Annotated in this window: 28 protein-coding genes and 2 tRNA genes; 11 read left to right on the top strand and 19 right to left on the bottom strand. The window is 64.5% G+C overall.

Annotated elements, in window-relative coordinates; translation table 11 throughout:
- The first annotated feature begins 68 nt into the window (after positions 1–68).
- Together HKK80_RS12545 and cobT are read left to right on the top strand one after the other, a co-directional pair.
- Positions 69–530, top strand: coding sequence for a hypothetical protein (locus tag HKK80_RS12545; RefSeq protein WP_411799937.1), 462 nt, complete (start codon positions 69–71; stop codon positions 528–530).
- Positions 523–1,587, top strand: a complete 1,065-nt coding sequence (cobT, locus tag HKK80_RS12540; protein WP_411799936.1) for a nicotinate-nucleotide--dimethylbenzimidazole phosphoribosyltransferase — start codon at positions 523–525, stop codon at positions 1,585–1,587. Before HKK80_RS12545 ends, cobT begins: the two co-directional genes overlap by 8 nt.
- A gap of 9 nt (positions 1,588–1,596) precedes the next feature.
- Here the strand turns inward: cobT and HKK80_RS12535 are convergent, their stop codons facing one another.
- Positions 1,597–2,007, bottom strand: coding sequence for a hypothetical protein (locus HKK80_RS12535; RefSeq protein ID WP_411799935.1), 411 nt, complete (start codon positions 2,005–2,007; stop codon positions 1,597–1,599).
- Between the two features lie 147 nt (positions 2,008–2,154).
- Between HKK80_RS12535 and gpmI the strand changes: the two genes are divergently transcribed.
- Genes gpmI through HKK80_RS12520 form a run of 3 tightly spaced genes read left to right on the top strand, consistent with a single transcriptional unit; the run spans position 2,155 to position 4,965 of the window.
- Positions 2,155–3,675, top strand: coding sequence for a 2,3-bisphosphoglycerate-independent phosphoglycerate mutase (gpmI, locus tag HKK80_RS12530; protein WP_411799934.1), 1,521 nt, complete (start codon positions 2,155–2,157; stop codon positions 3,673–3,675).
- A gap of 39 nt (positions 3,676–3,714) precedes the next feature.
- Positions 3,715–4,446 carry a type I 3-dehydroquinate dehydratase gene (locus HKK80_RS12525; RefSeq protein ID WP_411799933.1) on the top strand — a complete coding sequence of 244 codons (732 nt, stop codon included), beginning with the start codon at positions 3,715–3,717 and terminating at the stop codon, positions 4,444–4,446.
- A gap of 24 nt (positions 4,447–4,470) precedes the next feature.
- Positions 4,471–4,965, top strand: coding sequence for a hypothetical protein (locus tag HKK80_RS12520; protein ID WP_411799932.1), 495 nt, complete (start codon positions 4,471–4,473; stop codon positions 4,963–4,965).
- 15 nt (positions 4,966–4,980) lie between these two features.
- Here the strand turns inward: HKK80_RS12520 and HKK80_RS12515 are convergent, their stop codons facing one another.
- The 6 genes from HKK80_RS12515 to HKK80_RS12490 all read right to left on the bottom strand — a co-directional run bounded on the left by HKK80_RS12515 (position 4,981) and on the right by HKK80_RS12490 (position 9,070).
- A complete protein-coding gene (locus tag HKK80_RS12515; protein ID WP_411799963.1) occupies positions 4,981–6,177 on the bottom strand; it encodes a cation:proton antiporter in 1,197 nt (398 codons plus the stop codon).
- A 126-nt stretch (positions 6,178–6,303) separates the two neighbouring features.
- Positions 6,304–6,789 carry a cation:proton antiporter regulatory subunit gene (locus tag HKK80_RS12510; RefSeq protein WP_411799931.1) on the bottom strand — a complete coding sequence of 162 codons (486 nt, stop codon included), beginning with the start codon at positions 6,787–6,789 and terminating at the stop codon, positions 6,304–6,306.
- A 69-nt stretch (positions 6,790–6,858) separates the two neighbouring features.
- Positions 6,859–8,028: a 3-dehydroquinate synthase II gene (locus tag HKK80_RS12505; protein ID WP_411799930.1), complete on the bottom strand. Its 1,170-nt coding sequence runs from the start codon at positions 8,026–8,028 to the stop codon at positions 6,859–6,861.
- A gap of 112 nt (positions 8,029–8,140) precedes the next feature.
- Positions 8,141–8,569 (bottom strand): type II toxin-antitoxin system VapC family toxin, encoded by a 429-nt coding sequence (locus HKK80_RS12500; protein WP_411799929.1) that lies wholly within the window; start codon positions 8,567–8,569, stop codon positions 8,141–8,143.
- Positions 8,569–8,826 (bottom strand): AbrB/MazE/SpoVT family DNA-binding domain-containing protein, encoded by a 258-nt coding sequence (locus HKK80_RS12495; protein ID WP_411799928.1) that lies wholly within the window; start codon positions 8,824–8,826, stop codon positions 8,569–8,571. The genes HKK80_RS12500 and HKK80_RS12495 overlap by 1 nt, the downstream gene beginning before the upstream one ends.
- Before the next feature lie 170 nt (positions 8,827–8,996).
- Positions 8,997–9,070 (bottom strand) — tRNA-Lys (locus HKK80_RS12490).
- 200 nt (positions 9,071–9,270) lie between these two features.
- Here HKK80_RS12490 and HKK80_RS12485 point away from each other — a divergent pair.
- Positions 9,271–10,722: a DHH family phosphoesterase gene (locus HKK80_RS12485; protein WP_411799927.1), complete on the top strand. Its 1,452-nt coding sequence runs from the start codon at positions 9,271–9,273 to the stop codon at positions 10,720–10,722.
- Here the strand turns inward: HKK80_RS12485 and HKK80_RS12480 are convergent.
- Positions 10,719–11,009, bottom strand: coding sequence for a PRC-barrel domain-containing protein (locus HKK80_RS12480; RefSeq protein WP_411799926.1), 291 nt, complete (start codon positions 11,007–11,009; stop codon positions 10,719–10,721). The two genes, HKK80_RS12485 and HKK80_RS12480, sit on opposite strands and share 4 nt — an antisense overlap.
- A 96-nt stretch (positions 11,010–11,105) precedes the next feature.
- Entirely contained in the window at positions 11,106–11,909 is an 804-nt protein-coding gene (locus tag HKK80_RS12475; RefSeq protein WP_411799925.1) for a helix-turn-helix transcriptional regulator, read from the bottom strand.
- A 362-nt stretch (positions 11,910–12,271) separates the two neighbouring features.
- Between HKK80_RS12475 and HKK80_RS12470 the strand changes: the two genes are divergently transcribed.
- The 5 genes from HKK80_RS12470 to HKK80_RS12450 all read left to right on the top strand — a co-directional run bounded on the left by HKK80_RS12470 (position 12,272) and on the right by HKK80_RS12450 (position 16,834).
- Entirely contained in the window at positions 12,272–12,874 is a 603-nt protein-coding gene (locus HKK80_RS12470; RefSeq protein WP_411799924.1) for an NAD(P)/FAD-dependent oxidoreductase, read from the top strand.
- 93 nt (positions 12,875–12,967) lie between these two features.
- A complete protein-coding gene (gene malQ / locus HKK80_RS12465) occupies positions 12,968–14,455 on the top strand; it encodes a 4-alpha-glucanotransferase (protein WP_411799923.1) in 1,488 nt (495 codons plus the stop codon).
- 56 nt (positions 14,456–14,511) lie between these two features.
- The gene (locus HKK80_RS12460; RefSeq protein WP_411799922.1) at positions 14,512–15,426 is read left to right on the top strand and encodes a DNA-3-methyladenine glycosylase family protein; all 915 of its coding nucleotides are present in this window, start codon (positions 14,512–14,514) and stop codon (positions 15,424–15,426) included.
- A gap of 74 nt (positions 15,427–15,500) precedes the next feature.
- Positions 15,501–15,875, top strand: a complete 375-nt coding sequence (locus HKK80_RS12455) for a DUF555 domain-containing protein (RefSeq protein WP_411799921.1) — start codon at positions 15,501–15,503, stop codon at positions 15,873–15,875.
- A 59-nt stretch (positions 15,876–15,934) separates the two neighbouring features.
- Positions 15,935–16,834, top strand: coding sequence for a DUF6293 family protein (locus tag HKK80_RS12450; protein WP_411799920.1), 900 nt, complete (start codon positions 15,935–15,937; stop codon positions 16,832–16,834).
- 3 nt (positions 16,835–16,837) lie between these two features.
- Here HKK80_RS12450 and HKK80_RS12445 read toward each other — a convergent pair whose 3' ends face one another.
- The 10 genes from HKK80_RS12445 to HKK80_RS12400 all read right to left on the bottom strand — a co-directional run bounded on the left by HKK80_RS12445 (position 16,838) and on the right by HKK80_RS12400 (position 23,585).
- The gene (locus HKK80_RS12445; protein WP_411799919.1) at positions 16,838–16,966 is read right to left on the bottom strand and encodes a hypothetical protein; all 129 of its coding nucleotides are present in this window, start codon (positions 16,964–16,966) and stop codon (positions 16,838–16,840) included.
- A gap of 104 nt (positions 16,967–17,070) precedes the next feature.
- Positions 17,071–17,141 (bottom strand) — tRNA-Pro (locus HKK80_RS12440).
- A 79-nt stretch (positions 17,142–17,220) separates the two neighbouring features.
- Entirely contained in the window at positions 17,221–17,574 is a 354-nt protein-coding gene (locus HKK80_RS12435) for a hypothetical protein (protein ID WP_411799918.1), read from the bottom strand.
- Positions 17,564–17,938: a MarR family transcriptional regulator gene (locus HKK80_RS12430; RefSeq protein ID WP_411799917.1), complete on the bottom strand. Its 375-nt coding sequence runs from the start codon at positions 17,936–17,938 to the stop codon at positions 17,564–17,566. Before HKK80_RS12430 ends, HKK80_RS12435 begins: the two co-directional genes overlap by 11 nt.
- Positions 17,939–17,992: 54 nt before the next feature.
- Complete coding sequence (locus tag HKK80_RS12425) at positions 17,993–18,946, bottom strand: RNA-guided pseudouridylation complex pseudouridine synthase subunit Cbf5 (RefSeq protein WP_411799916.1); 954 nt, start codon at positions 18,944–18,946, stop codon at positions 17,993–17,995.
- Positions 18,947–18,964: 18 nt separating this feature from the next.
- A complete protein-coding gene (gene cmk, locus HKK80_RS12420; RefSeq protein WP_411799915.1) occupies positions 18,965–19,543 on the bottom strand; it encodes a (d)CMP kinase in 579 nt (192 codons plus the stop codon).
- A gap of 85 nt (positions 19,544–19,628) precedes the next feature.
- The gene (locus HKK80_RS12415) at positions 19,629–20,513 is read right to left on the bottom strand and encodes a DUF106 domain-containing protein (RefSeq protein WP_411799914.1); all 885 of its coding nucleotides are present in this window, start codon (positions 20,511–20,513) and stop codon (positions 19,629–19,631) included.
- A gap of 99 nt (positions 20,514–20,612) precedes the next feature.
- Positions 20,613–21,230: an adenylate kinase gene (locus tag HKK80_RS12410; protein WP_411799913.1), complete on the bottom strand. Its 618-nt coding sequence runs from the start codon at positions 21,228–21,230 to the stop codon at positions 20,613–20,615.
- 69 nt (positions 21,231–21,299) lie between these two features.
- A complete protein-coding gene (locus tag HKK80_RS12405) occupies positions 21,300–22,091 on the bottom strand; it encodes a CBS domain-containing protein (protein ID WP_411799912.1) in 792 nt (263 codons plus the stop codon).
- A 39-nt stretch (positions 22,092–22,130) separates the two neighbouring features.
- Positions 22,131–23,585: a DHH family phosphoesterase gene (locus HKK80_RS12400; protein ID WP_411799911.1), complete on the bottom strand. Its 1,455-nt coding sequence runs from the start codon at positions 23,583–23,585 to the stop codon at positions 22,131–22,133.
- Between the last annotated feature and the right edge of the window lie 9 nt (positions 23,586–23,594).

Here is a 23,594-nt window from a genome sequence, read left to right as displayed (position 1 = left end):
AAAAACAGTCCGATCACCGGCGCGGGGCCGACGACCACACTTATTCGTCGCGTCGGTATAGCGTGGGTATGCCAGTCACCGCCGAGCCACCGGAGCCGCCGACGCTTGAATCGGTCGATCCAAACGAGTACGAGGACGCCGAGGTCGTCGGCGACACCGACTATAGGCGCGAGGAGATCGAGACGTTTCTGCGGGAGGGCGCGTGGGCCGAAGCCTTCGAGCTGTGGGCCGCCGACACCGATCTCGACGACGCAGGGTTCGGGATCGTTGTCGACATCGAGATGCTCCAGCATTTCGATTTCTTCTGGGATGGGTTTGCCGATCGTGTCGGCTACCACGCCCCCGGCATCCCCGAGGATTGGAAACAGCGAGACCTCCACCCCGATCTCGACAGCTGGGCGACTGTCTCGGCGATCAACGCCGGGCTGACCGAGCTCGGCCAGCAGGTGTGTGAGGTGTTGTACGACGAGTACATCGACTGGGAATCCGAGTACGAGGCGCCCGACGATCTGCCGGAGTTTGATGACTGACGCGTCGACACCGGCTGGGGACGACACCCCGATCGCGGTGTCGATCCCACCGCTGGACGAGACGGCCCACGAGGCGGCCCAAGAGCGACAGACCCAGCTACTCAAACCGCCCGGCAGCCTCGGTCGGCTCGAATCGATGGCCGTCGAGATCGCCGCCATGCAGGCGACACCGACCCCGAGCGTCGACCCGGCGGTGCTTCTCACGCTGGCGGCCGACCACGGCGTCACCAGCGAGGGCGTCAGCGCCTACCCGGCGTCGGTGACCGCCGCGATGGTCGAGGCCGTCGACAACGGCGATGCCGCGATCAACGCGCTGGCTGGGGCCACCGAGATCACCACCCACGTCGTCGACATGGGTGTCGCCGGCGACGTGCCGGCGAGTGTCATCGACTACCACATCGCCGACGGCACCGCGAACATGGCGGTCGAGCCCGCGATGACACGCCAACAGGCACGCGAGTCGATCGCCGCCGGGCGAGCGCTCGTCGCCGATCAGGCCGCCGAGGCGGGGATCGTCGGCCTCGGCGATCTCGGCATCGGCAACACGACCGCCAGCGCGGCGATCACCGCGGCCCTGACCGACAGCGCGGTCGCCGAGGTCACCGGCCACGGTACCGGGATCGACGAGGCAGCCAGACAGCAAAAGATCGAAACGATCGAACAGGCACTCGCGGTCACCGATCCCGATCCCGACAGCCCGATCGACGTACTTCGGTGTGTTGGCGGCTTCGAGATCGGCGGCCTCGTCGGGGTGACACTCGAAGCCGCTAGCCGACGGATCCCGGTCGTCCTCGACGGCGTGGTCACGGGTGCGGCCGCGCTGGTGGCTGCCGGGATCGACGAGCGCGTGAGGGGGTATCTATGTGGCTCACACGTCTCGACAGAGCCGGGCCATGCGATCCAACTGGACGCCCTCGACGTTGCGCCCTGTCTCGACTACGAGATGTGCCTCGGAGAGGGCACGGGTGCGGGGCTGGCGATCAGTAGCTATCGGGCAGCCTGCCGAACCCACACCGAGATGGCGACGTTCGCAGACAGCGGGCTCACCGACAGCTAAGCCGCGGGCTCAGCCCGTTCCCCGCTGTTCGATCAGCGTCTCGCTGCCATCCTCATAGATCGCATACACCTCGAAGCTGTCCCGATCGACGGTCGCCTCGCCGCCGGAGACCTGGATCGTCTCGATGAGGTTCCCCTCGGTATCACGGATCTCGACGTACGCCGCATCACCGGGGTTTGTCCAGGTGATCGTCGTTCCAACCCCGGTCGACTCGGTGTCGACGGCGACATCTCTGGTCGGGTCATCATCCTCCTCGTCGGGCTGCTGGAGCCCACGGTCGTCGAACTCGCCGCTGAACACCGCGGCACCGACAACCGCGGCTGTCGAGGAGGTCACAACGAGCAGAACCGCAACGCTCAAAATATTGATGATATCGATGACCGCACGCTGTGACGAACGGTCGGTGTGACTCCCACTCATGTCCAGGTGTGCTCCCCCGAGCAGCGGCTGTTACCCGTGGTGACGACCCCGGACGCAAAAAAGCCACCGGCACAACGGTGACTGTCAGCCGACCACGAGATCGATCCAAAGGGAAACGTCATTACCCCGGCGGGCGAGGGCCGACATATGCGAGGTGCACTCATCGTGCTTGACGGCTGGGGGCTTGGCGATCACGACGGCCGTGATGCGGTGGCCGCGGCGGCAACACCAACCTTCGACCGTCTGCGCGAGACGGGCGCGTTCAACACGCTCACCACCCACAGCCGACGCGTCGGCCTGCCGGAGGGCCAGATGGGCAACAGCGAGGTTGGCCATCTCAACATCGGGGCGGGGCGGGTCGTCAAACAGTCTTACACCCGGATCGTCGACTCGATCGAGGACGGCAGCTTTCGGGACAATGACGCGCTCAACGACGCGATCAGCGACGCCGACGACCACGACGGCGCGGTACACCTGATGGGCTTGGTCAGCGATGGCGGCGTCCACTCGGATATCAGCCACTTCCAAGCCCTCATCGAACTCGCCGCCGACCGCGGTGTCGAGGCAGTCACCCACGCCTTTACCGATGGCCGGGATACGGCCCCGAAATCCGGCGCGGGCCATCTCGAAACGATCACCGAGACGGCCGCCGACCACGGCACCGGCGACGTTGCCACCGTTTCCGGCCGCTACTACGCGATGGATCGCGACGAAAACTGGGAGCGGACGAATCGCGCGTACGACGCGATTGTCAACCGCGAGGCCGACCACACAGCCGACACGGCGGTCGACGCTGTCGAGGACAGCTACGCCCGTGGCGACACCGACGAGTTCATCGAGCCGACGCTGGTGGCCGACCAGCCCGCACTCTCCGATGGCGATGCGGTCATCTTTGTCAACTTCCGGGCCGACCGCGCCCGCCAACTGGTGCGGATGCTCGCAGACATCGAGCCCGAATGGGGTATCGAGACCAGTCCGCCAGATACCAAGCTGGTGACGATGACCCAGTACGACAAGACGTTCGACCTCGATGTCGCCTACCCGCCGGAACAGCCCGCAAACACCCTCGGCGAGGTCGTCGCCGACGCCGGCCTCGACCAGCTGCGGCTTGCAGAGTCAGAAAAGTATCCACACGTCACCTACTTCCTCAACGGGGGCCGAGAGATCGAGTTCGACGGCGAGCGACGGGAGATCATCAAAAGCCCGGCGGTGGCAACGTACGACCTCCAGCCGGAGATGCACGCCGAGAAAGTGACCGACACCGCCATCGATATCATCGAGGCCGACGACCCCGAGCTGCTCGTTGTCAACTTCGCCAACCCGGATATGGTCGGCCACACCGGCGACTACGAGGCGGCGATCACCGCCGTCGAAGCCGTCGACGAACAGCTCGGCCAGCTCGTCGACGCCATCGAGGCCGCCGGCGGCCACCTCATCGTCACCGCCGACCACGGCAACGCCGACGATATGGGCACCGAAGAGGATCCCCACACCGCCCACACGTTCAACCCTGTTCCCGTGATCTACATCTCCCCGGAGGGCGACGACGGCGGACGAGGGATGCGGTCAGGCGGCGCGCTGTGTGATCTCGCACCGACGCTACTGGAGCTGATGGAACTCCCGACGCCGACGGAGATGACCGGCGAGTCGTTGCTGACCGACGACTGACGGCGGTACGGTTTTGTCATCTGCGGTGAATTCCGAGATATGTCCGGCTTCGAGCTCAGCTTTGATGCGTTCGTCCTCGCCGCCTCGACCGATAGCCTCGCCGACGAACCGGCGGCCCGCGAACACGCCGATGCTGTCGAGTTCCGGCTGGATCTCGCCGCCGACCCGCTTGCGCAGCTAGCAGGCTACGACGGCGAACTGCCGATCATCGCCACCAACCGCGCAGCGTGGGAGGGCGGCGAGGCGACCGACGAGGCAGGTCGCCTTGCGACGCTTGCGACGGCCCTCGAAGACGATGCCGTCGCCGCTGTCGACCTCGAACTCAACGCGCTCACGGGCCGTGCAGCCGCCGCCGACACCGACACCGCCCGAGACGTGCGCGCCAGTGCCCGCGAGGCAGGGGTGACGGTGATCGCCTCGATCCACGACTTCGAGGCGACGCCGCCGGTCGCCGAGCTCACCGAACGGCTGCGGCTCGGTGGTGAGGCTGGCGATATCGCCAAACTTGCCACGACGGCCCACGACCGCGGCGACGCCCTCGATCTGCTGACCGCAACGCATCGGGCGACGGCGGCCGGCCGCCGTGTCGCCACGATGGGGATGGGCGCGGCCGGCCAACACACCCGGGCGGTCGCGCCGGTGTACGGCTCAACGATCGGCTACGCGCCGGTTGCAGCCGCCGACGCAACCGCGCCGGGGCAGTATCCGCTGGCGATGCTCCGTGAGTTGGTCGACGGGCTGACGACACCGACGGCGAACACGGATGTTTAACACGCCGATGGGCGAAGGTGAGATATGGACAGCGCACGACGACGGGTTGTGGTGACCGCCCTCGTCGCTCTCGGCGGTGCGATGATCGGGGTGCCGGGGGTCGGCCACGCGTATCTCCGTCGGTGGAAACGCTCGCTGCTGTGGCTGACGGTGACACTCGGTGCGGGGATTATGCTGATCAGCTACTACGTCCCCGAGCCAACAACGCTCGATCCCTTCGATTTCGGTGCGATCCCGATGGAGGTACGGCTAACGCTCTTTGTGATCACGGCTGTCAGCGTCTTCGATGCGACGCTGTTGGCGTATCTCGACGGCCAGCAGTCCGAGGAGTTGACACCGACCAGCGATGCGGTTCCGGGCGACGAGGGTGGCATCTCCTGTCCGCACTGCGGTAAAACAACCGACGCTGACCTCGATTTCTGTACCTGGTGTACGGAGCCGCTCACGACCGGTGACGATCACGATGGTGCCGCGACCGACACGGTATCCGACGAGTCGCCCCGCTCGGAGGAGCCCTGAGCGCCGAGCGATCGATCACTCGCCTGCTGACCCCGAACCGACCAGCCGAGCAGCGAGCCGCTCGAAGGGAGCCGAATACCCCATCAGCGTCGTCCCGACAACCGCCATCACCAACACGTAGCCGACAGCAAACGCGCTGATCCGGTCGGCGACCGGCTGCGGGATCGTTCCGTTTGCGGCACCCGAGACGGCCAGCGTCGCGATAATCAATGAGAACTCCCCGCGGGTCGTCATCGCCAGCGCGGTTCGCGTCGATCGCCGCACGTTGAGGTCGAAGGCGCGGCCGCCGAGAAAGCCGCTGAGGAGTTTCGTGGGCGTGGTGACGACGACCGCCGCCGCGATCACGCCTGCGACGCCGGCAACCGCGAGCGGGTCAGTTACAAGCCCGATCCAGAAGAAGAAGACGGCCGCGAAGGTATCCCGGATCGGTTCGAGCAGCTCCTCGATCTGGGTGACGTGGCCGGTCGAGGAGACACCCATCCCGACGAAGAAGGCCGCGACCGCCTCGCTGACGCCCAGCGAGAGGGCAACCCCGGCGACGGCGACCGTCAACCCGACCGTGCGCAACACGACGAACTCGTGGGTGTCGGCGTCGAGTAACCGCGCGAACAGCGGCGTTCCGAACTGGACGGCGACGAACAGCAGAGCGATAAAGCCGAGACCGACAGCGACCGCGGTCGCCGCTTCGCCCACGTCGCTGCCGCCGAGGACGACCGCGGTCGTCACCGCGAGATACACCGCGATCAACAGATCCTCATAGACCAACGTCCCGAGGATCGGCTCGGCCTCATCGTTGGCGATCCAGCCCAGATCCAACAGCGATTTCGTGATGATTGCCGACGAGGAGATGTAGACGATGCCGGCGACCAACACGGCCGGCAGAATCGATCCAAACACCAGCCAGCCGAGCGCGAACCCGACCGGAAAGTTGACCAGAGCGTCGATTGTCCCCGCAGTACTGATCTGTCGCCGCCGGGCGAGCAGCCGGTCAAGGTTGAATTCGAGGCCGAGGAAAAAGAGCAGAAAGACGATCCCGAGCTCCGCGCCGACCTCGATGAACTCGGTTTCGGCGATGTAGATGTCGCCGCCCGCGAAGGGGAGCCGGCCGAACACGTACTCGCTGGCACCCATCCCGACGACGATGTAGAAGGGGATGACCGACTGGCCGAGCCGGTCGGCCAGCCAGCCGACAGCGGCGAGAGCCGCGAACATGATCCCGACCGCAAGCAGGCTAGCCACCCGTTTTCACCCCGGTTTGTCGCGTGGGCGGCACCGTCAGCGTCGGCAATGGTGTCACCGCGTCGATCGAAGGCAGCACCGGCTGTGCCCCGAACACACTCATCTGTCGCCAGCCAGGAGCGACTCAAAGGCGGTACACTGCTCGTCGGTGCCGGTTACAACGAGGGTGTCGCCCTCCTGCAGCGTTGTCTCCGGGCCGGGGCTTTCGACGGTGTCGCCGTCACGCTCGATAGCGACCACGGTGGCACCGGTTGTCGCACCGATGTCGGCAGCACGGATCGTCGTCGCCGCAAGCGGCGAGCCGGGCGGCACCTCATACCACTCCAACAACAGCCCGCCGGGCAGCGTCGTCTCCTGCTTTTCGGCCTCGATGGGCTGGAAGTACGCCCCTTCGAGGATCGTGCCGACGGTGCGGGCGAGCTCATCGGAGAGCTCATAGAGCTTCTCGGAGTCCGCCTCCGGATCGGATCGCCGAAACACCTCTCGTTTGCCGGTGTTGTGTGTGACGATGATCAGTTCCTCGTCGCCGATGTCGACGACATGTTTCTTCCCAACGCCGGGAAGATCGCTTTCCTCGATGGTCATACCCTACAGGGGATCGACAGCGTCTAAAAACGATGGGTCGGCACCGTGTCGCTGATCAGGGTCGCGTCGCTATTTCTCGATGATCGACTCTTCGACGGCCTCGCCGAAGTGCCGGGCCACATCCTCGTAGTACAGCAGCATCTCGTCACCGGCGTCGAGATCGGTGACAGCCTTCCGGCCCTCGCCCGTGGCAACCTTGATCGTCTCGGCGTTCTGCAGCAGCGTCTCGATGCGGTCGCCGTCGACTTCCAGCTCCACCCGAAACATCGGCCGTTTCTCGATCTTCACGCGGCCGACGATCGCCTCGCGGGTGTTGCCGTCGGTGTCGACGACCTGCACCTCGTCGCCGCTTTTCAGCTCAGAGAGGTACTTCGTGCCGCCGTCAGGCGTCCGAACGTAGGCGTGTACCGCACCAGCATTAACGCGGAACGGCCGGGAGGCAACGTAGGGCGATTCGGCGGTTTCGGCGTGAACGAAAAAGAGGCCACGGGACATCGAGCCGATGAGCATCCCCTCGTCGTGTTCCATCAGGCTCCCGGTGTCGATACAGACCCGGTCGGCCATCCCGGCGCGTTCGACATCGAGGACTTCGCCGTACTGGAGTTCGAGGGTTTCGCGTTCAGCGGCATCTCTGACCTCGACCGTGCTGCGGATCTCGTCGGGATCGTCAGTGTCGAGCAGCACGCCATCCGCGCCGAGTTCCAGTGTCTCGAAGGCGGTTTGGGCCTCCTCGGCGGAGGTGACCCCGGCCAGCAGGTCGGTCTCCTCGCCGATGCGGGCGATCAGATTTTCCAGCGGGATGATCGTCCAGTCCTCGCCGATGACGGCGGTGTAGTCGGCGTCTTCGGCGGCGGCCTCGGCGAAGGCCTCGTAGTCCTCATCGAAGATGCGGACGTACGCGCCCTGGGGGCCGTTGCTGCCACGGCGGAGCGTCGAGAGATCGGCGGAGCCGGCGAAATCCGCGGGGAGATCGACCGTCCCGTCGCCCTCGCCGTCCTTGCCGACGAAGTATGCGTCGGCGGCCGCGCCCTCGGCGGCCGGTTCGGCCTCATCGACCATGTCGGCATCCGAGCGGAAGGCGGCGACGTTGATCTCGCCGAGTTCGCGGACGCGGTCGACATCGGCTTCGTCGACGAGCACCCAGTCGACGCCGGCCTCGATGGCGGTCGTGATCCGTTGTTTGCGCGTCTCCCAGTCGCCGACAGCGTCGTCGGCTTTGATCCAGACGGTGCGTGTCATTACCGGGCTGTCAGCCCGCGTCGGCTTGAACATGGCGGAAGCGGGTGACGTGGGGAGCTACAGATACCGCCCTGTAGCGGAACACAGCCACAGAGTTGATGTGGTGGCCGATCTACGAAAACGGGTTCTCAGCGGTATCAAGCCGAGCGATCCCATCGACGCTATCGAAATCGTTGTCGAAGGAATAGATGTACTCGATACCTTCTCGATCCATATATGCTGCAATCGTCGCGTCACCGAAGGCAAGCCCGTCGCGCGTTTTGAAGCGGTCGATTGCGTTGGTGAAATCCTTCTGTGCAGCGTGAACGAGCTCGAAGCCAGCGGATTGGTTGAGACGGGAGTACGTATCAACCGCCTTTTGATGGCGTTTCCGGGTATGAATCCAGTTGAGCGTTTCGAGGAGCACGTAGTTCGTCACGCGACCAGTCGGCAGCGTTCCGTGGTCGATCTCGCGGACGATCTCCATTGCAACATCGTGGTGTTGATCATCGGTATCGACCATCCCGATAAGCACGCTTGTGTCGACGACGGCGACCGCCATTACTGGGACTCCGTGACCCTCGGATCGTCTTCGTGGCCTGCAACGTCATGTGTCTCGGTTCCGTCGCCGCCCATCGGTACCGGTTCGAAATCGTCGAATGCACCGTATCGCTGTTTAACGATCTTAACGGAGAGGTTCCCCTCGTCGTCAGCGTCCCACCGGAGCTTGTCGCCAGCTTCGATATCGAGCCGGCGGCGGAGTTCCGCTGGGATCGTAACCATCCCTCGATCACTGACTTTGGTTTCCTCAACGGCCATACCCGGATGTAGTGCTGCATCTCGTATACATGTTGCGCCGCATGTGACCGTGATACGGAAGCGAGCTGGACGCGATTCGAACACTCACTCGCTACGCTCACGCTGTTCGCTTCGCTCGCTGCGTTCAAATGCGCGTAGCGTTTTCACTGCTCCCGTTGGTCGCAGGAAAACGGGCTGGACGCGATTTGAACACGCGACCGACGGATTAAGAGTCCGTCGCTCTGCCAAACTGAGCTACCAGCCCTCACCGTTGGCTACCCGTGTCGTGCTAAAAGGGGTTTCCTTTCGCAGCCAGCGAGGGTGACCGATGGCTGCCCGAAGAGTCATCACAGGCGAACACCACTCGCGGGCTAAGGCGCGGGCGTGGTCGCGTTGGCGGCCGCTGTGGCGGCCGTGGCGAAACAAACGACATTAAGTGGTCACCGCCGCTGTCTTTTGGTACGCATGAGCCCTGGTGTGACCGGTTCCTCGCGGTCAACCTACGCGATCCTCGGCTGTGGCAGCGTCGGCCACGCCGTCGCCGAGGAACTCACCGAGGCGGACAACGACGTGCTCATCCTCGATAAGGACACCGACCGCGTTGAGGCCCTGCGCGATCAGGATCTCAACGCGACGGTCCAAGACATCAGCGATCCCTCGGTCGCCGAGGCGGTCGCCGACCGCGACATCCTGCTGGTGTTGGCCTCCGACATCGAGGTCAACAAGGCGGCGGTCGCGGCGATCCGGGAGGCCGGCGGCGACCAGTATATCGTCGTTCGGGCATCCGATCCCGTCAGCCAAGATGAGCTCAGCGAGCTCGGCGCGGATGTCGTCGTCAACCCCTCGGAGGTGATCGCCGACTCCGCGCTCCGCAGCCTCGAATCCGGCGAACTCCAGTATAAGGCCCGCCAGCTCGCCGACATCCTCGAATCAACCGAGGGCCGGCTAGCGATCCTCACCCAGGACAACCCCGATCCCGACTCGATCGCCAGCGCGACCGCCCTCCAGGCGATCGCCGACGAGTTCGGCGTCGAGGCCGACATCCGGTACGCCGGCGATATCGGCCACCAGGAAAATCGGGCGTTCGTCAACCTCCTTGGGATCGAACTGCTGGCCAGCGACGAGGAGCCCTCGATCACGGAGTACGACCGGATCGCTCTTGTCGACAACGTCCCCTCGGAGACCGACGATCCCGGCTTTGGGATCGACATCTTCATCGATCACGCCGAGCCCGACGAGGAGATCGACGCCCCGTTCGTTGACGTGCGCACGAACCTCTCGTCGACCTCGACGATCCTCACAAAGTATCTCCAGGAGTTCGATCTCGGCCCCAGCGAGACGGTCGCCACCGCGTTGCTGTACGGTATCCGGGCGGAAACACTGGATTTCAAGCGGGATACGACGCCCGCGGATCTGACCGCCGCCGCCTATCTTCATCCGTTCGCCAACCACGACACGCTCGAACAGGTCGAATCGCCGTCGATGTCGCCGGAGACCTTGGACGTACTCGCCGAGGCCATCCAGAGCCGCGAGGTACAGGGGAGTCACCTCTTTTCGACAGCCGGCTTCATCCGCGATCGGGACGCCTTAGAGCAGGCCGCCCAGTATCTGCTGGATCTGGAGGGGATCACCACCAGCGCGGTGTTCGGCATCGTCGACGAGCGGATCATCGTCGCCGCGCGCTCGAAGGATATCCGGATCGATATCGGCAGCGTGCTTGAGGGGGCCTTCGAACACAGCGGCGATATCGTCGGCCACTCCACGCAGGGGAGCGTCGAGGTGCCGCTGGGGATCTTTACCGGGATCGAGGCCAGCGAGGACAACCGCGAGACGCTGCTTGAGTTGACAGAGGAAGCGGTGAGAAAGAAGCTGTTTGCGGAGTTGGGCGTCGAAGGCGGCGATGCAAACGGCTCTTAGGCGACCGCTTCCTCGGTGTCGTCGGCCTCGCGGAGGCGTTCGACCGTGTTGTTGACAAGGACGATATCGCCGACCGCCCGCACCCAGCGGTAGGGGATCAACACGCCCTCACCCGGGCCGACGGTGTCGGCAAACAGCTCATCGTTGAGCTCGCCGACCGCGAGGCTGGTGACCGATTCCGCATCCAGATTGAGCTGTACGTCCTCGATCTCGCCGACAAACACACCGTTGTTCGAGTAGACCTCACGACCGACGAGCGTCGTAATCTCCTGTGGAGTGCCGTCCATGCACCTACCGTTGCGGGCACCGATAATAAGATTTCGTGGTTGACAGACGGCTGTCAGACGGCGGGCGGCGATGGCGAGAATGATCAGGCACCGCTGTCACCGGAGCATAGATGTGGCGTCAGTGGTCTCAGCCAGCGGGAGCCCTGTCGCCTCACGCCGCCAGTGATCCAGTCGGTTGGTGGCCCACGCGACGGCGTCGTCGCCGCTGTTGCGCACCAGCGCGCGACCGCCGCTGTCATCGATCACCAGCAGGCCAGCCGTCGATCCCATCGGCCGCTCGATGACCGCAAGCCCATGCGGGGGTGTCGTCTCAAGCAGGTGGAGCTCAGCCCCCGCCTCCTGGAGTGCGGCCAGCGAGTCGGTGAAGCTATCGACAAGCGCGGCGGCCACCGAATCGGTGAGGATGATCTCGACGGTTTCGGTGGTGTCGGTCGCCATCGCACAGGTTTCGATAAGCTGTGGGAAGACGGCCGGACAGAGCACCCGGATCGATTGGGCCTCGCGTATCAGCGAACAGAGCGCGGAGACCGGCTGGTGGGGGGTCGCCTGCGTGGCCGTGACGATCGTCGCGTCCTCACGCATCGACCGATCGATCTCCTGTGTCGGCGGCAGCTCGGCGAATATCTCACCCGCCGAGAGCAGTTCGGCTGTCTGTGCCTTGAATCGGTAATACTCCGACAACAACAGCTCGCCGAGCAGCGTCCGTCGATACCCCTCCGGGGCTCGGGTGACGAGCCCGGCGGCTTCCAGCTCGCGGATGCTCCGGTCGACTGTCGACCGCGAGGAGGGCACCGCGGCCACGATATCGCGTTTCTCACAGCCGGCGACATCGACGGCGTACAACACCGATTCCCGCTGAATGAGCGTTGACAACACGTCGGATGGATCAGTGGCAACCATTGGTGGATGGAATCCTGCGGGGTGGCGGTCTACACGTATAAACAACCGTGATATATTTAAACGTTCGTCACTCGCCGACACGTCTCCCCAGACGGTGATGTAAAACGGTATCCCCCCGTCACGATAGATGCCGGAGTGCCTCTGACAACCCGGCGATCCTGTCGGCCGCCCTGCCCGGACGGTCGATCAATCGACTTGTCGAACCTGCCCGGATCGACAAGCACCACCGGCCGACTTGCCCGGGTCGGCTCGGTACTGTCACGCTGGCTGCCGGTTGGCGGCCACACGACACTTTTCAACAACCCACTAGTAACATCGATGTCGCCTGTGGTTCTTTACCGCTGGCCACTGTCGGAGGTAGTATGAGTCAGACTGACACTGACGCGACCGTGAGCATCGTTGGCGGCGGCCCTGCCGGCCTGAGCGCCGCGCTGTTCGCCCAGAAAAACGGCCTGCAGGCCCGTGTCTTCGACACCGACGGCACGTGGATGCACAAGGCCCATCTCTTCAACTATCTCGGTGTCGGCTCCCAAGACGGGACTGCGTTCATGGAGACCGCCCGCCGGCAGGTCGATAGCTTCGGCGTCGAGCGACACCAAGGCGAGAAGGTCACTGCTGTCAACGAGACCGACGACGGCTTCAGCCTCGAAACCGACGACGGCAGCTACGAGGCCGACTACGTCGTGTTGGCGACGGGTGCCAACCGCGATCTCGCCGAATCGCTGGGCTGTGCCTTCGATGGCGATGTCGTCGATGTCGGCGTCGACATGGAAACCAGCGTTGACGATGCCTACGCGACCGGCGCGATGGTGCGCGCCGAGGAGTGGCAGGCGGTCATCTCGGCGGGCGACGGCGCGGCGGCCGCGCTCAATATCCTCTCGAAGGAGAAGGGCGAACACTTCCACGATTTCGACGTGCCGGCCGACGCCGACGAGGCCTTCGGTGCGATGAGCGACGAGGCGTAGGGCGGTCGCGGACGGCCGCGGCGCGACCGCGGCAGCAACAGACACCGACCGCAGACCACAACGTTTGACACGGATGCCCCCGACAGTGCGGGTATGGAGTTCGAACGGACGAGCGGCGTCTTCCTGCATCTCACCTCACTACCGGGGCCACACGGCATCGGCGACCTCGGTGCGGGCGCCCGCGAGTTCCTCTCATTTCTCGACACCGCCGAACAGACCTACTGGCAGTTTTGCCCGCTGGGGCCGACCTCGGCGGCCCACGGCAACTCGCCGTACCAGTCGTTTTCGGCCTTCGCGGGCAACCCGCTGTTGCTCAGCCTTGATCGACTCGTCGACGACGGCTGGCTGACCGACGACGACCTCGAACCGGTTCCCGATTTCGACCGCCACGCCGTCGAATACGAGCGCGTCGCCGAGTACAAACGCGACAAACTCCGAACCGCCCACGAGCGGTTCAGCGAGACAGCAAGCGAGGACGACCGTGCAGCCCTCGCCGAGTTCCGCGAATCCGAGCCGTGGGTCGAGGACTACGCGCTGTTCCGCGCGCTGAAGCAAAAACACGACGGCGTCGCCTGGATCGATTGGCCCGAACCGATCCGCACCCGCGAGGACGACGCGCTCGACGAGGCGCGCGAAGAACTCAGCGACGAGATCGAGTACCGCATCCTCGTCCAGTACTGGTTCGACAAACAGTGGCAGGCGTTCAAAGCCGACGCCGAGGACGCCGACATCAAACTCGTCGGCGACGTGCCGATCTACGTCGGCCTCGACAGCGCGGACGTGTGGGCCAGCCCCGAGGCGTTCCAACTCGACGACCAAAATCGGCCGACAGCGGTCGCCGGCGTCCCGCCGAACGATGGCGATGACGGCCAAAAATGGGGGAACCCGCTGTATGACTGGGGGAGGCTCGCCAACAACGACTACGACTGGTGGGCCCGCCGGCTTGAGCGGCTGTTCGGCCAGGTCGACGTAACCCGACTCGATCACTTCCAGGGATTTCTGGAGTACTGGGCGATTCCAACCCACGCCGACTCCGCCGCCGAGGGCGAGTGGCGCGACGGCCCCGCGTATGACTTCTTCAAGACGATCCGCGATCGGCTTGGCGAACTCCCGTTTATCGCCGAGGATCTCGGCTTTCCGGATGCCGAACTCAACGCCTTGATGGACGAGTTCGGCTTCCCCGGCATGCGCGTCCCGCAGTACGCCGACTGGTGTCAGGACGGCAACGCCCACCAGCCGATGCATTACCCGAAAAACTCGGTCGGCTACACCTCGACACACGACACCAACACGTTCCAGGGCTACTACAACGGGCTTGGCGATCGCCAGCGTGAGTGTCTGCACTACAATCTCGGCGTCGATGGCGAGGAGATCAACTGGTCGATGATCGAGGCGGTGTGGCGATCCGACGCGGTACTGGCGTTTACGACGATGCAGGATATCCTCGCGCTTGACGATCACGCCCGATTCAACACGCCGGGCACCGCCGAGGGCAACTGGACGTGGCGAGTTACCAGCGACGGGCTTGCGGAGGATATCGCCACCAAACTCGGCACGATGACGATGATCGAGCTTCGATAACGAGGTCGACCACGGAACCGAAACCCCGAAACCCGCCCTTTGCCACCTATTTCCTAATGGAAACAGGCGTTATCCCGGTTGATGATCTGGCCGGGCCGTTCGATCTGCAGTCGACGGTCGAAAGCGGTCAGAGCTATCTCTGGAGTCGGCTCGACGGGAAGATGTACACCACCGACGACGCCTACGGCGGGCAGGCGTGGTACGAAACGGTCGTCCCGCCGCTCGACGGCGTCAGCGACGAGCAGGCTGTCGTCCGCGTCCGGCAGGTCGACGACCGGATCGAGTGGGAGTCGACAACCGACGCCGTGGCCATCCTCACGCATCTCCTGCGACTCGACGACGACCTTCACGAAATTCGGGCCGACGCGCCCGACGAGCCGCTGTTCGACCGCGCCTTCGAGCAGTACCGCGGGATGCGGCTCGTCCGCGATCCACCCTTTGCCTGCCTCATTTCGTTCATCTGTTCTGCGCAAATGCGCGTCGGCCGGATTCACGGGATGCAGCAGCGACTTGCCGCCGAGTACGGCGAGACCGTCGACTTCGACGGGCGGACGTATCAGGCGTTTCCGACGCCCGAGTCGTTGGCGGCTCGCACCGAAGCCGAGTTGCGCGATCTCAGCCTCGGCTACCGCGCGCCGTACGTCCAGCGGACGGCTGCGATGGTCGCCGACGGCGAGGCCAACCCGGCAGCGGCCGTCGGCCGCTCCTACGAGGCCGCCCGCGAGTATCTCACCCAGTTCGTCGGTGTCGGCGATAAGGTCGCCGACTGCGTGCTGTTGTTCTCGCTTGGCTACCTCGAAGCGATCCCGCTGGATACATGGATCCGAACGGCGATCGAGGAGTACTACCCCGACTGCGAGCAGGGCAACTACACGGCCACGTCGCGGGCGATCCGCGAGCGGTTCGGCGGCGCGTACGCCGGCTACGTCCAGACATACGTGTTTCATTACCTCCGAAACGGCGGCGAGTAAGTCGAGAGCGACGGCTGGGGGAGAGCTGTCGTCGCAGCCGAACTTTCATACTTGCCGCCCTGCTACCCACACCCATGGACTGCCGAGTCGTCGTCGAAGCCGCGGTATCGGTGTACGACGTGGAAACGGTCGATGAGGCCGTCCGCATTGCGATCTCGAAGACCGGCGAGCTGCTGAACCCGGATCTCAACTACGTCGAGATCGATATGGGGTCGCCGACCGATCCCGACGGCGAGGAGCTGCCGCCGGCCTACATCGTCGCCGACGAGGCCCTCGTCGCCCTGGAGCTGACGATGGACGTATTCAACGTCGAGCAGGAAGAACACGCAAAGCGGGTCGCTCGCACGGAGATCGGCCAACGACTCAGCGAGATCCCGCTGGCGATCGCGTCGGTCGAGGAGATTTCCGACGAGGAACGTGACGACGACAGCGAGCCAACTGAGGAGTAGCCGGCCGGTGGCGTCGCCGAGCAGGAGTGTTTTTAGGGCCATCCCCTCCACCACCACGTATGCAAACCCACATCGTGCCGGTCGGCTTCGATTACGACCGGCTCATCGCGCCGCTGATCCGCGATCAGTTCGACGTGGATCGCGCAATTCTGCTTGAGGGCGCGGTCGGCAGCGAGGCCAACGTCGAATACTCCCGCAACCTCGCCTCCAAGCTCGAAACCGATTTTCAAAGCTTGCTGGGCGCGGAGACCGACCGGATTCGTCTCGAAGACGTGTACGATTATGACACGGCTTTCGAGGGCGCATTCGAGCTCATCAACGAGCAGCTCGACGGCGGCGCGGAGGTCTGGGTCAACGTCTGCTCGATGCCCCGGCCCGTCAGCTTCGCGTTTGCGACGGCGGCCCACTCGGTGATGGTCGAACGACAGGAGGACAGAGACCGGATTCACACCTACTACACCGCCCCTGAGAAGTATCTTGAAACCGAGTTGGCCGAGGAGCTACGAGCCGAGCGCGAACTGCTCACGGATCTGCTTGCGGCCGACGATTTCGACCGCGACCGCGTCGAAAAGCGACTAGAGAGCACGGCCGATCTGCTGGCTGAGTTCGACGAACGCGGCTCGACGATCGGCGCAAAGGAGATCAACGGCCAGCATATCGTCGAGCTCCCGGTGGCCTCCTTTTCGAGTGTCAAACCCTTCGAGGAGCTCATCCTCTTTACCCTCGGCGAACACGGCGAGTTTGATTCCGTCAGCGAGCTTGCGGAGGCACTCGCCCGCGATCTCAACGAGGAGTACACCGACAGCTTCCGATCGAAGGTCATCTACAACGTCGACCGGCTCGGCCCCGGCGGCAAGGGCTACATTGAACAGGAGGAGGTCGGCAAATCCTACCGGACGACGCTCTCGCGGATCGGCGAGCTATGGGTTCGCTCACACGCGGATACGACCCGGGAGTGAGGCTTAGAGGACGACCGCGACGAGTTGGTAGAGCAACCCGAGGGCAAACGCCGCGGCCAACAGGACGGTCGTCACGACGACTGCCGGCGAGAGCTCCGTTTCCTCCGTGGTGATGTACGAATCCAGTTCCATACCCCAGGGTGGTCGCTCCGGGGTGTAATGTTTTGCTACTTCAGATAGCGTATTTCAATGACGACGCCAGCGCGCCAAAGCGGTCGCTCACAAGTTCAACAGAGTGGGACTGCCGAGAGTCGAACTCAGGTCCTACGGACCCCATCCGCAGAGGATACCACTACCCCACAGTCCCGCACCCGAGAGAATGCGAGGCGGTTGTTTAACACCTTTGTTTCGCTCGTCGCCACCGGCTGTGTCGGGTGGTTTCAGTGCTACTTCTCGATGTCGCCGGACAGATACTCGCTGCTGCGAGCGATGATCCGCCGGGTAAACTCATCGGTCACTTGTCCCTGTGGATTTACGACCGCGTCGTGTTTGATCGTTGCGAGCACCCATGGAGAACAGTATGAAAGCGTGTCAGGATTGGAGCCAGCAACCCAATCGCTCTCGGTGACCGCGATGTTTGCGGGAAGATCACTCAGTGTGAGCCCCGCACAGATATACTCCTCACCACGGTACGGCACCGCATCCGCGCTGAGAACGAGCCACGGCCGCGGATTCGAGCCGGTGCGGTACGGATCAGGAGCCCACACCACGTCGCCGGCGAGAAACCGGTCACTCGTCATCGCGGAGCGTGCGCGGATCGACGGCGTGGGGCTCCCACTCGCTCAACTGTGGCGGGCGATCCGTCCCCTCCCGCTCGGTAAGCGTTGCTGCGGCGTGTTCAGCGGCAGCGTCGACGCTCTGCTCGTGGTCGCTGATGCGCCAGTAGGGTTCCCGGTGATCGACCCGGCCACGCTCGCGGAGTCGCACGAGCGTCGGGCCAACTGATCCGGATTTCACACCGGTGTTGGCGGCGATCTCGCTTTGGGTGTACGCTGTCTCCGGGTGCTCTCGAAGGAAGGAGAGAATCCGATCCGCGTTGGTGCCGGCCGCTGGCTCGCCGGGGGTCGACGAGAGCTCCTCAAACTCGTCGCTGGTGATCGGCATACAGACTGATTGTACTGGCGTGTATTGAATGTATTGCGCGATTGCGAATCGAGATTACACCAACACGGCTTCGAGATCAACCACAACGCCGCTGTCGGCGTCGGGGTCGCCGACGAGCCGCCCGAGACAGACCGCACTCCCGTTGGGCGTATAGCAGGCCACAAGCGCGTCGTCGTCGACCACGGTGTCAGGGCCCTCGATTACCCCCGGCGCGTACACCGGCGCGCCGGTGGCGACCTGTTCGGCCGCCGAGGGGGCGATGACGACGCTCGGCAGATGCTCCAGTGCGCGCTCAGCCGGCTGGACAACCTCGCGCAGCCACTCGGTGTCGCCCTCGCGGGCGACCGCCAGCGCGTCGGTGAACTCGTGCAGATCGACCAAGGAAGTGTCGTCGAAGGGGTCGGTCGCGGTGCGGCGAAGATGGCCCATGTGTGCGCCCGTCCCGAGTGCCAGCCCCAGATCGTGACACAGCTTGCGAACGTAGGTGCCGCTTTCACACGCGATCCGGAGCAACGCCTGGCGGTCGGTGTGATCCAACAGCTCCAACGCGTAGATCTCTCGGACGCGAAGCTTGCGGCGCACCGCGCTCTTTTTCGGCGGTTTCTGGTAGAGCGGGGCCTCGAACCGACTCAGCACCGACTCGAAATCCGCCGGCTGTGGGCCATGGAGCTCCAAAACGGCAACGTACTCCTTGCGACCTTCGAGAAAGACCTGGGCCATCCGGGTGGCATCGCCGAGCAGCATCGGCAGACAGCCCGTCACCTTCGGATCCAGCGTCCCCGCATGCGCCGCGCGGTCGACCGTGGGTGACTCCGCAGCCGGTGGCGACTCCTCGTCGTCGGCAGCCGCGGCACCGATGTCGTCGACGGCGTCGCCGGCCAGATCCCGCACCCAGCCGGCGACCTGGTGGGCCGAGGGGCCGGCGGGCTTATCCAGGTTGACGACGCCGAAGGCCAACAGCTCGGCGGGCGTGCGGTCGTCGGGCGCAGCGCGAAGTGGATCGCTCATTGGTGGATCAAAGATCGCTCAGAAGTCGTAGACGACGCCCTCAACCGGGGTTTTCCCCTCATCGATGGCCGGATCGTAGGCCTCGACGGCGGTGGCAAGCATTCGCTGGACGGCCTCAGGCCCCCAGCGGGCGGTGTTGTAGGTGATGTCGTAGATCGAAAGCTCCGCGATATCGATGTTGTAATACTCCTGATACCGGGTGCGCTCGCTGTGTTCGCGGCGTTCGGTCTCCTCGCGGGCGACGGCGGTGGATTTGTCCTCGCGGTCGGCGATGCGCTCGGCGCGGACGGCCAGCGGCGCGTCGAGCCAGATCTTTACATCCGCATGGTCGCCGGCAAGCCAGCCAGCGAGCCGGGACTCCAGTACAACATCGTCGTCCTCGACAGCGATCTCCCGCAGCCGGGCGTCGAGATCGCGGTCGATCTGGTCGTTTTCCTCTGCTAACTCGTTGAACTCGACGGGCGAGAGGCCGCGTTCGGCGGCCAGCTCACGGAAGATATCCCCGCCGCTGACATGATCGAGATCGAAGGCGTCGGCGAGGGCGGCAGCGTTCGTCGACTTCCCGCTGCCAGGGGGGCCAGAGACGGTGAGTAACATATCCTCCCTGTGGCCGTCCACCTAAAAGAGATTACCCTTCAGCGCGCCCGTGGGCCGCGGTCGCATACGGGGAAAACGGGGAGGGTCAGTCCGCCGACGGCGTCATGCTGATGTTGAGCCCCTTCTGGATGATCTGGTTGAACGCCATCGAACACAGGAAGTACCAGACGATCCAGATCTGCATCGGGCCGACGATCCCGGTTGTCCAGGAGACCTCACCCACAAACGGGATGACGATGTTCTGGAAGGCGTAGTGTTCGACCCCGCCGCGGAAGCCAAGCGCCCAGTACATCCAGAGGAACGCCGGGATGGTGAGAAACATGATCCAGACCATCGGGCGGAACTGCTCTTTGAACATGCCGAGCTGGTCGCCCATCGCCTCCATCTGCTCCTGTTGGATCTCTTCGAGGGCCTCGTCGTCGCCACGCTCCTTGGCGTCTTCGCGTTTCTGCTTGATCTCGTCCATCCGCGCCTTGTACTCGCCCATCTTGTCGGCGTCGGTCAGCGCGACCCGCAGCAGCGTCGAGTACAGCCCGGTCGCCAGCGCGATGATCATCACGACGACGTAGAACGGCACGACGTTCGTTAGCGGCCCGATGACAACGTCGATCGCCCCGGCAACGACGTTGCGAGCGGGGGCCCACGCGTAGCCCGCAAAGAGGCCGACGGTCAGGCCGGCGGCGGCCTTATCCCATTTCGTCCAGGAGGTCGATTCGATCTCCTCGGCGTCGCTGTCCTCGGTCAGCCCCTCACGGACGGCGTCGGGCGATTCGATCCGGAACCCACCCTCGCCGTCGACGAGGATCCCCTTTTCGATCAGCCGGCCCCACTGGCCGCTGGAGATCTCATCCCGAACGTCGACCCACTGCACCTCGTTGTCAGTGGCGTTGTCGAGGACGGTCTCGATGGCGGGTTTCATCTCGGCGTCGGCGTTGACCAACGAGCGAACTTTGCGTTCGATTCGGCTCATTGTGCCCTCGTTGGCAACGCGTGAATAAGAAGGTTGTACTCTGTCGGCGTCAGCAGCGTGGTCGGCAGGCTGTGACGTATCCGACAAGGAGGGGTTCGATCAGTCGTCGAGACCGACGGCGTCGACGATGCGATCGAAGACACCGTCCGGATCGGCTTCGCCGTCAACCTCGATCAACTCGCCGGTCTCCCGGTAGTGTTCGACGACGGGCTCGGTGTTTTCCCGGTAGACCTCCAGTCGCTCGGTGGCGACCTCCTCGGTGTCGTCGTCGCGCTGTTCGAGTCGGTCGACGATCTCGTCGTCGTCGGGCATGTTGAACTCGGTGTGATACACGTCGCCCGTTTCGGGATCGACACGCCGGCCCGTCAGCCGGCGGAGCAGCTCGTCTTCGCCGACATCGAGGAACACGACCGCATCGAGCTCGGTGATCGAATCGAGATACTCGACCTGCGAGAGGTTTCGCGGATAGCCATCGAGAATGAAGCCGTCGGCTTCGTCGATGGCGGCTTCGACGATCTCGTTGACTAGGCCGTCGGGGACGAGCTCGCCGGCATCCATATACTCTCGGGGGGTGCCGTACTCGGTTTCCATATCCTTGTTTGCCCGAAGGGCATCGCCGGTCGTGATATGTTCGAGATCGAATTCGTCGGCGAGCCGCGAGCTTTGGGTACCTTTGCCAGCACCGGGCGGGCCAAGCAACAGCAGTCGATTGCTCATACCGACATCATTCCGGGCGGCCTTATAGCTTTGAACAATTCCGTGCCACGGTCGGCCGAGTGGATCGGCTTACCCCTGCAGTTTGGTCGTCGTTTCGACCAGTGGGTGGCGATCCTGCTCGATGGCAGAGATATCATCGATCGACGACAACCCCTGCTCGGCGGCGGTCTGGGCCATCCCCAGCTCCAGGGGTTCGGCGGGAACGATCACGTAGGCATCCATCTCATCGATCCCAAGCCGGTCGGCCGCGAGCGCGCGGTGGTGGCCGTCGGCGAGATACAGCGCACCGACGTCGCCGGCATCGATCACGACCAGCGGCTCGGCCAGCCCGCGTTCGAGCTCGTAGCGCCGACCATCAAGCTCGTCGGCATACACCTCCGCCTGTGTCGGCACAAGCTCGGCAAGCGCGACCGATCGTCGCTCTTGGCTCAGCTCGACGCCGTGGATATCGGTAAGCGTCCGGCTAAGCTTGGCGACCTTCTCGGGGGTGGCCCGCTCGATCTGGCTGCGGATGACATCCGTATTCGAGAGGATGCCCACAAGCTCGCCGTCATCGTCGACGACGGGCAGCTTTTCGATATCTGAGCGGACGATCACGCGGGCGGCGTCGGTGATCGACATCTCGGGATCAGCAACGATCGTCTCCGCGCTCATCACGTCGGCGATCGTTGCCGCGGCGTCGGCGGCAAGCAGATCCCGGCCGGTGACAAACCCCTCGACGCGGCCGTCACGACAGACCGGAAACCCGTTGTGGCCGTCCTCACCATCGATCTGTGCCCGGACAGCCTCGACGGTGTCGGTCGCCGAGACCGTCGTCACCGCCCGCGTCATATACGCTTTGACCCGTGGCTCAGTGTCCATTACGTGCTCTACAAGGAGCTGACAAAAAACTCTTGTCGATCACTCCGGCGGGAACCGAACCAGCGGATCGCCGTACTGGCCGGGTGCAGGCGCGGTATCGAGCGCTTCGAAGAACCGGCCCGCGATCGTGTCGTGGACGACGACCGACAGCGTCTCCCACTCCTCGACGGCCTCAAGCACCCCCATCGGCACCTGCGCGCCGGCCATCGTCGCGTGGCCGCCCGCGCTGCCGACCTGGCCGAGTGCCTCCCGCAGCGTTTCGCCGAGATCGACCGACGATCCGCGGCTCCGGCCGGAGACGTAGATCGTCTCGTCGTCGTAGCCAAAGACGATGACCGTCTCAACACCCTCCATATCCAGCAGCTTATCGGCAGCCTGCGGGAGAGCATCCCGATCGGCAAGCCGGCCGACACAGCTTGCCAACGCCGAGCCGCGCACCTCCCGCCCGTCGATTGCGGCCGCCAGCGTGTCGGCGACCGTGTGGCTCATCGTCGGCGATTCGATCTTCGTGAGCGCGCGCTCGTCGGCATACGCGGAGAGAAACGCAGCCGCCTCGAAATCCGCCGGGGCGACCCCGCGGGTGAAGCCGTCGGTGTCGGTCTGAATCCCGTACAGCAGCGCGGTCGCCAGCGACGGCTCCGGGCTGATCCCGAGCTGTTGGAAATACTCGACCATGATCGTGCTTGTCGAGCCCAACGCCGGGCGGATGTCGAGGTAGCCGCCGCGTTCGTCGATCGGTTCGCGCTGCGGATGGTGATCGATAACGAGGCGAACGATCGTCTCCGGCGGCAGCCCATCGTTGACGCCGGGACGGGCGTGATCGACCAGCGCGATCGCCCCAAACTCATCGACCGCAAACGAGTCGGGCGTCGTCGCCGTCAACGACAGCGACAGCAGATTTACCAACGCGCGGTTCTCTTGGTGGGTGATCTCCCCGAAGTAGTAGGCCTCGCTGTCGACACCAAGATGGTCGGCGATCTCGGTCAGCGCGATCGCACTGGCGATCGCATCGGGATCGGGGTTGTCGTGGGCGACGACCGCCAGCGGCTCCGACAGCGGCCGGATTGCGGCCACGAGTCGCGCCATCCGGTCGCCCCGCTCGCTGCCAGCGATCGACCCCAGTTCGTCGGCGACCACGGCGGTCGGATCGACGAGTTCGTCGACAACGTCAGCAAAGGCCGCTCGCTGATCGGGATCGATCCCGTCGGTACAGACCGCGATCAGCGTCGCCGCCGGAAAGGCCGCGCGGGCGCGTTCAGCAATCGCACAGCCACGGGCGTCGTCGCTGGCGGCGACAACGACAACATCGGCGACATCGGGGTACTGTGTTGGATCGGTCGGGTCAGCTTCGATCGCCCGAATCCCGGCCTCCCGGAGCGTTGTCGACCAGCCGCGGTCGTCGGTAACAACATACAGCGTCCCGGGGTCGTCGGCAACGCTGGTCGCGATGGCGTTGCCGACGGCGCGGTCACCGAGAACGAGCCGACGCATCATGGGAGGAAG

The organism is Halonotius sp. F2-221B, from assembly GCF_046719765.1.
In the GTDB taxonomy this organism is placed as follows: domain Archaea; phylum Halobacteriota; class Halobacteria; order Halobacteriales; family Haloferacaceae; genus Halonotius.
The sequence above is the reverse complement of the archived record's forward strand: the minus strand, read 5'-3'. Positions and strand labels throughout refer to the sequence as shown.

Coding starts and splice junctions, on each gene's coding strand:
- HKK80_RS12535 (WP_411799935.1), bottom strand. CDS start 2,007: ATGAGTGGGAGTCACACCGACCGTTCGTCACAGCGTGCGGTCATCGAT.
- HKK80_RS12485 (WP_411799927.1), top strand. CDS start 9,271: ATGAGCCCTGGTGTGACCGGTTCCTCGCGGTCAACCTACGCGATCCTC.
- cobT (WP_411799936.1), top strand. CDS start 523: ATGACTGACGCGTCGACACCGGCTGGGGACGACACCCCGATCGCGGTG.
- HKK80_RS12505 (WP_411799930.1), bottom strand. CDS start 8,028: ATGACACGCACCGTCTGGATCAAAGCCGACGACGCTGTCGGCGACTGG.
- HKK80_RS12510 (WP_411799931.1), bottom strand. CDS start 6,789: ATGACCATCGAGGAAAGCGATCTTCCCGGCGTTGGGAAGAAACATGTC.
- HKK80_RS12495 (WP_411799928.1), bottom strand. CDS start 8,826: ATGGCCGTTGAGGAAACCAAAGTCAGTGATCGAGGGATGGTTACGATC.
- HKK80_RS12470 (WP_411799924.1), top strand. CDS start 12,272: ATGAGTCAGACTGACACTGACGCGACCGTGAGCATCGTTGGCGGCGGC.
- HKK80_RS12445 (WP_411799919.1), bottom strand. CDS start 16,966: ATGGAACTGGATTCGTACATCACCACGGAGGAAACGGAGCTCTCGCCG.
- HKK80_RS12450 (WP_411799920.1), top strand. CDS start 15,935: ATGCAAACCCACATCGTGCCGGTCGGCTTCGATTACGACCGGCTCATC.
- HKK80_RS12415 (WP_411799914.1), bottom strand. CDS start 20,513: ATGAGCCGAATCGAACGCAAAGTTCGCTCGTTGGTCAACGCCGACGCC.
- HKK80_RS12480 (WP_411799926.1), bottom strand. CDS start 11,009: ATGGACGGCACTCCACAGGAGATTACGACGCTCGTCGGTCGTGAGGTC.
- HKK80_RS12405 (WP_411799912.1), bottom strand. CDS start 22,091: ATGGACACTGAGCCACGGGTCAAAGCGTATATGACGCGGGCGGTGACG.
- malQ (WP_411799923.1), top strand. CDS start 12,968: ATGGAGTTCGAACGGACGAGCGGCGTCTTCCTGCATCTCACCTCACTA.
- HKK80_RS12525 (WP_411799933.1), top strand. CDS start 3,715: ATGTCCGGCTTCGAGCTCAGCTTTGATGCGTTCGTCCTCGCCGCCTCG.
- HKK80_RS12410 (WP_411799913.1), bottom strand. CDS start 21,230: ATGAGCAATCGACTGCTGTTGCTTGGCCCGCCCGGTGCTGGCAAAGGT.
- HKK80_RS12500 (WP_411799929.1), bottom strand. CDS start 8,569: ATGGCGGTCGCCGTCGTCGACACAAGCGTGCTTATCGGGATGGTCGAT.
- HKK80_RS12430 (WP_411799917.1), bottom strand. CDS start 17,938: ATGCCGATCACCAGCGACGAGTTTGAGGAGCTCTCGTCGACCCCCGGC.
- HKK80_RS12515 (WP_411799963.1), bottom strand. CDS start 6,177: ATGTTCGCGGCTCTCGCCGCTGTCGGCTGGCTGGCCGACCGGCTCGGC.
- HKK80_RS12460 (WP_411799922.1), top strand. CDS start 14,512: ATGGAAACAGGCGTTATCCCGGTTGATGATCTGGCCGGGCCGTTCGAT.
- HKK80_RS12520 (WP_411799932.1), top strand. CDS start 4,471: ATGGACAGCGCACGACGACGGGTTGTGGTGACCGCCCTCGTCGCTCTC.
- HKK80_RS12545 (WP_411799937.1), top strand. CDS start 69: ATGCCAGTCACCGCCGAGCCACCGGAGCCGCCGACGCTTGAATCGGTC.
- cmk (WP_411799915.1), bottom strand. CDS start 19,543: ATGTTACTCACCGTCTCTGGCCCCCCTGGCAGCGGGAAGTCGACGAAC.
- gpmI (WP_411799934.1), top strand. CDS start 2,155: ATGCGAGGTGCACTCATCGTGCTTGACGGCTGGGGGCTTGGCGATCAC.
- HKK80_RS12400 (WP_411799911.1), bottom strand. CDS start 23,585: ATGATGCGTCGGCTCGTTCTCGGTGACCGCGCCGTCGGCAACGCCATC.
- HKK80_RS12475 (WP_411799925.1), bottom strand. CDS start 11,909: ATGGTTGCCACTGATCCATCCGACGTGTTGTCAACGCTCATTCAGCGG.
- HKK80_RS12425 (WP_411799916.1), bottom strand. CDS start 18,946: ATGAGCGATCCACTTCGCGCTGCGCCCGACGACCGCACGCCCGCCGAG.
- HKK80_RS12435 (WP_411799918.1), bottom strand. CDS start 17,574: ATGACGAGTGACCGGTTTCTCGCCGGCGACGTGGTGTGGGCTCCTGAT.
- HKK80_RS12455 (WP_411799921.1), top strand. CDS start 15,501: ATGGACTGCCGAGTCGTCGTCGAAGCCGCGGTATCGGTGTACGACGTG.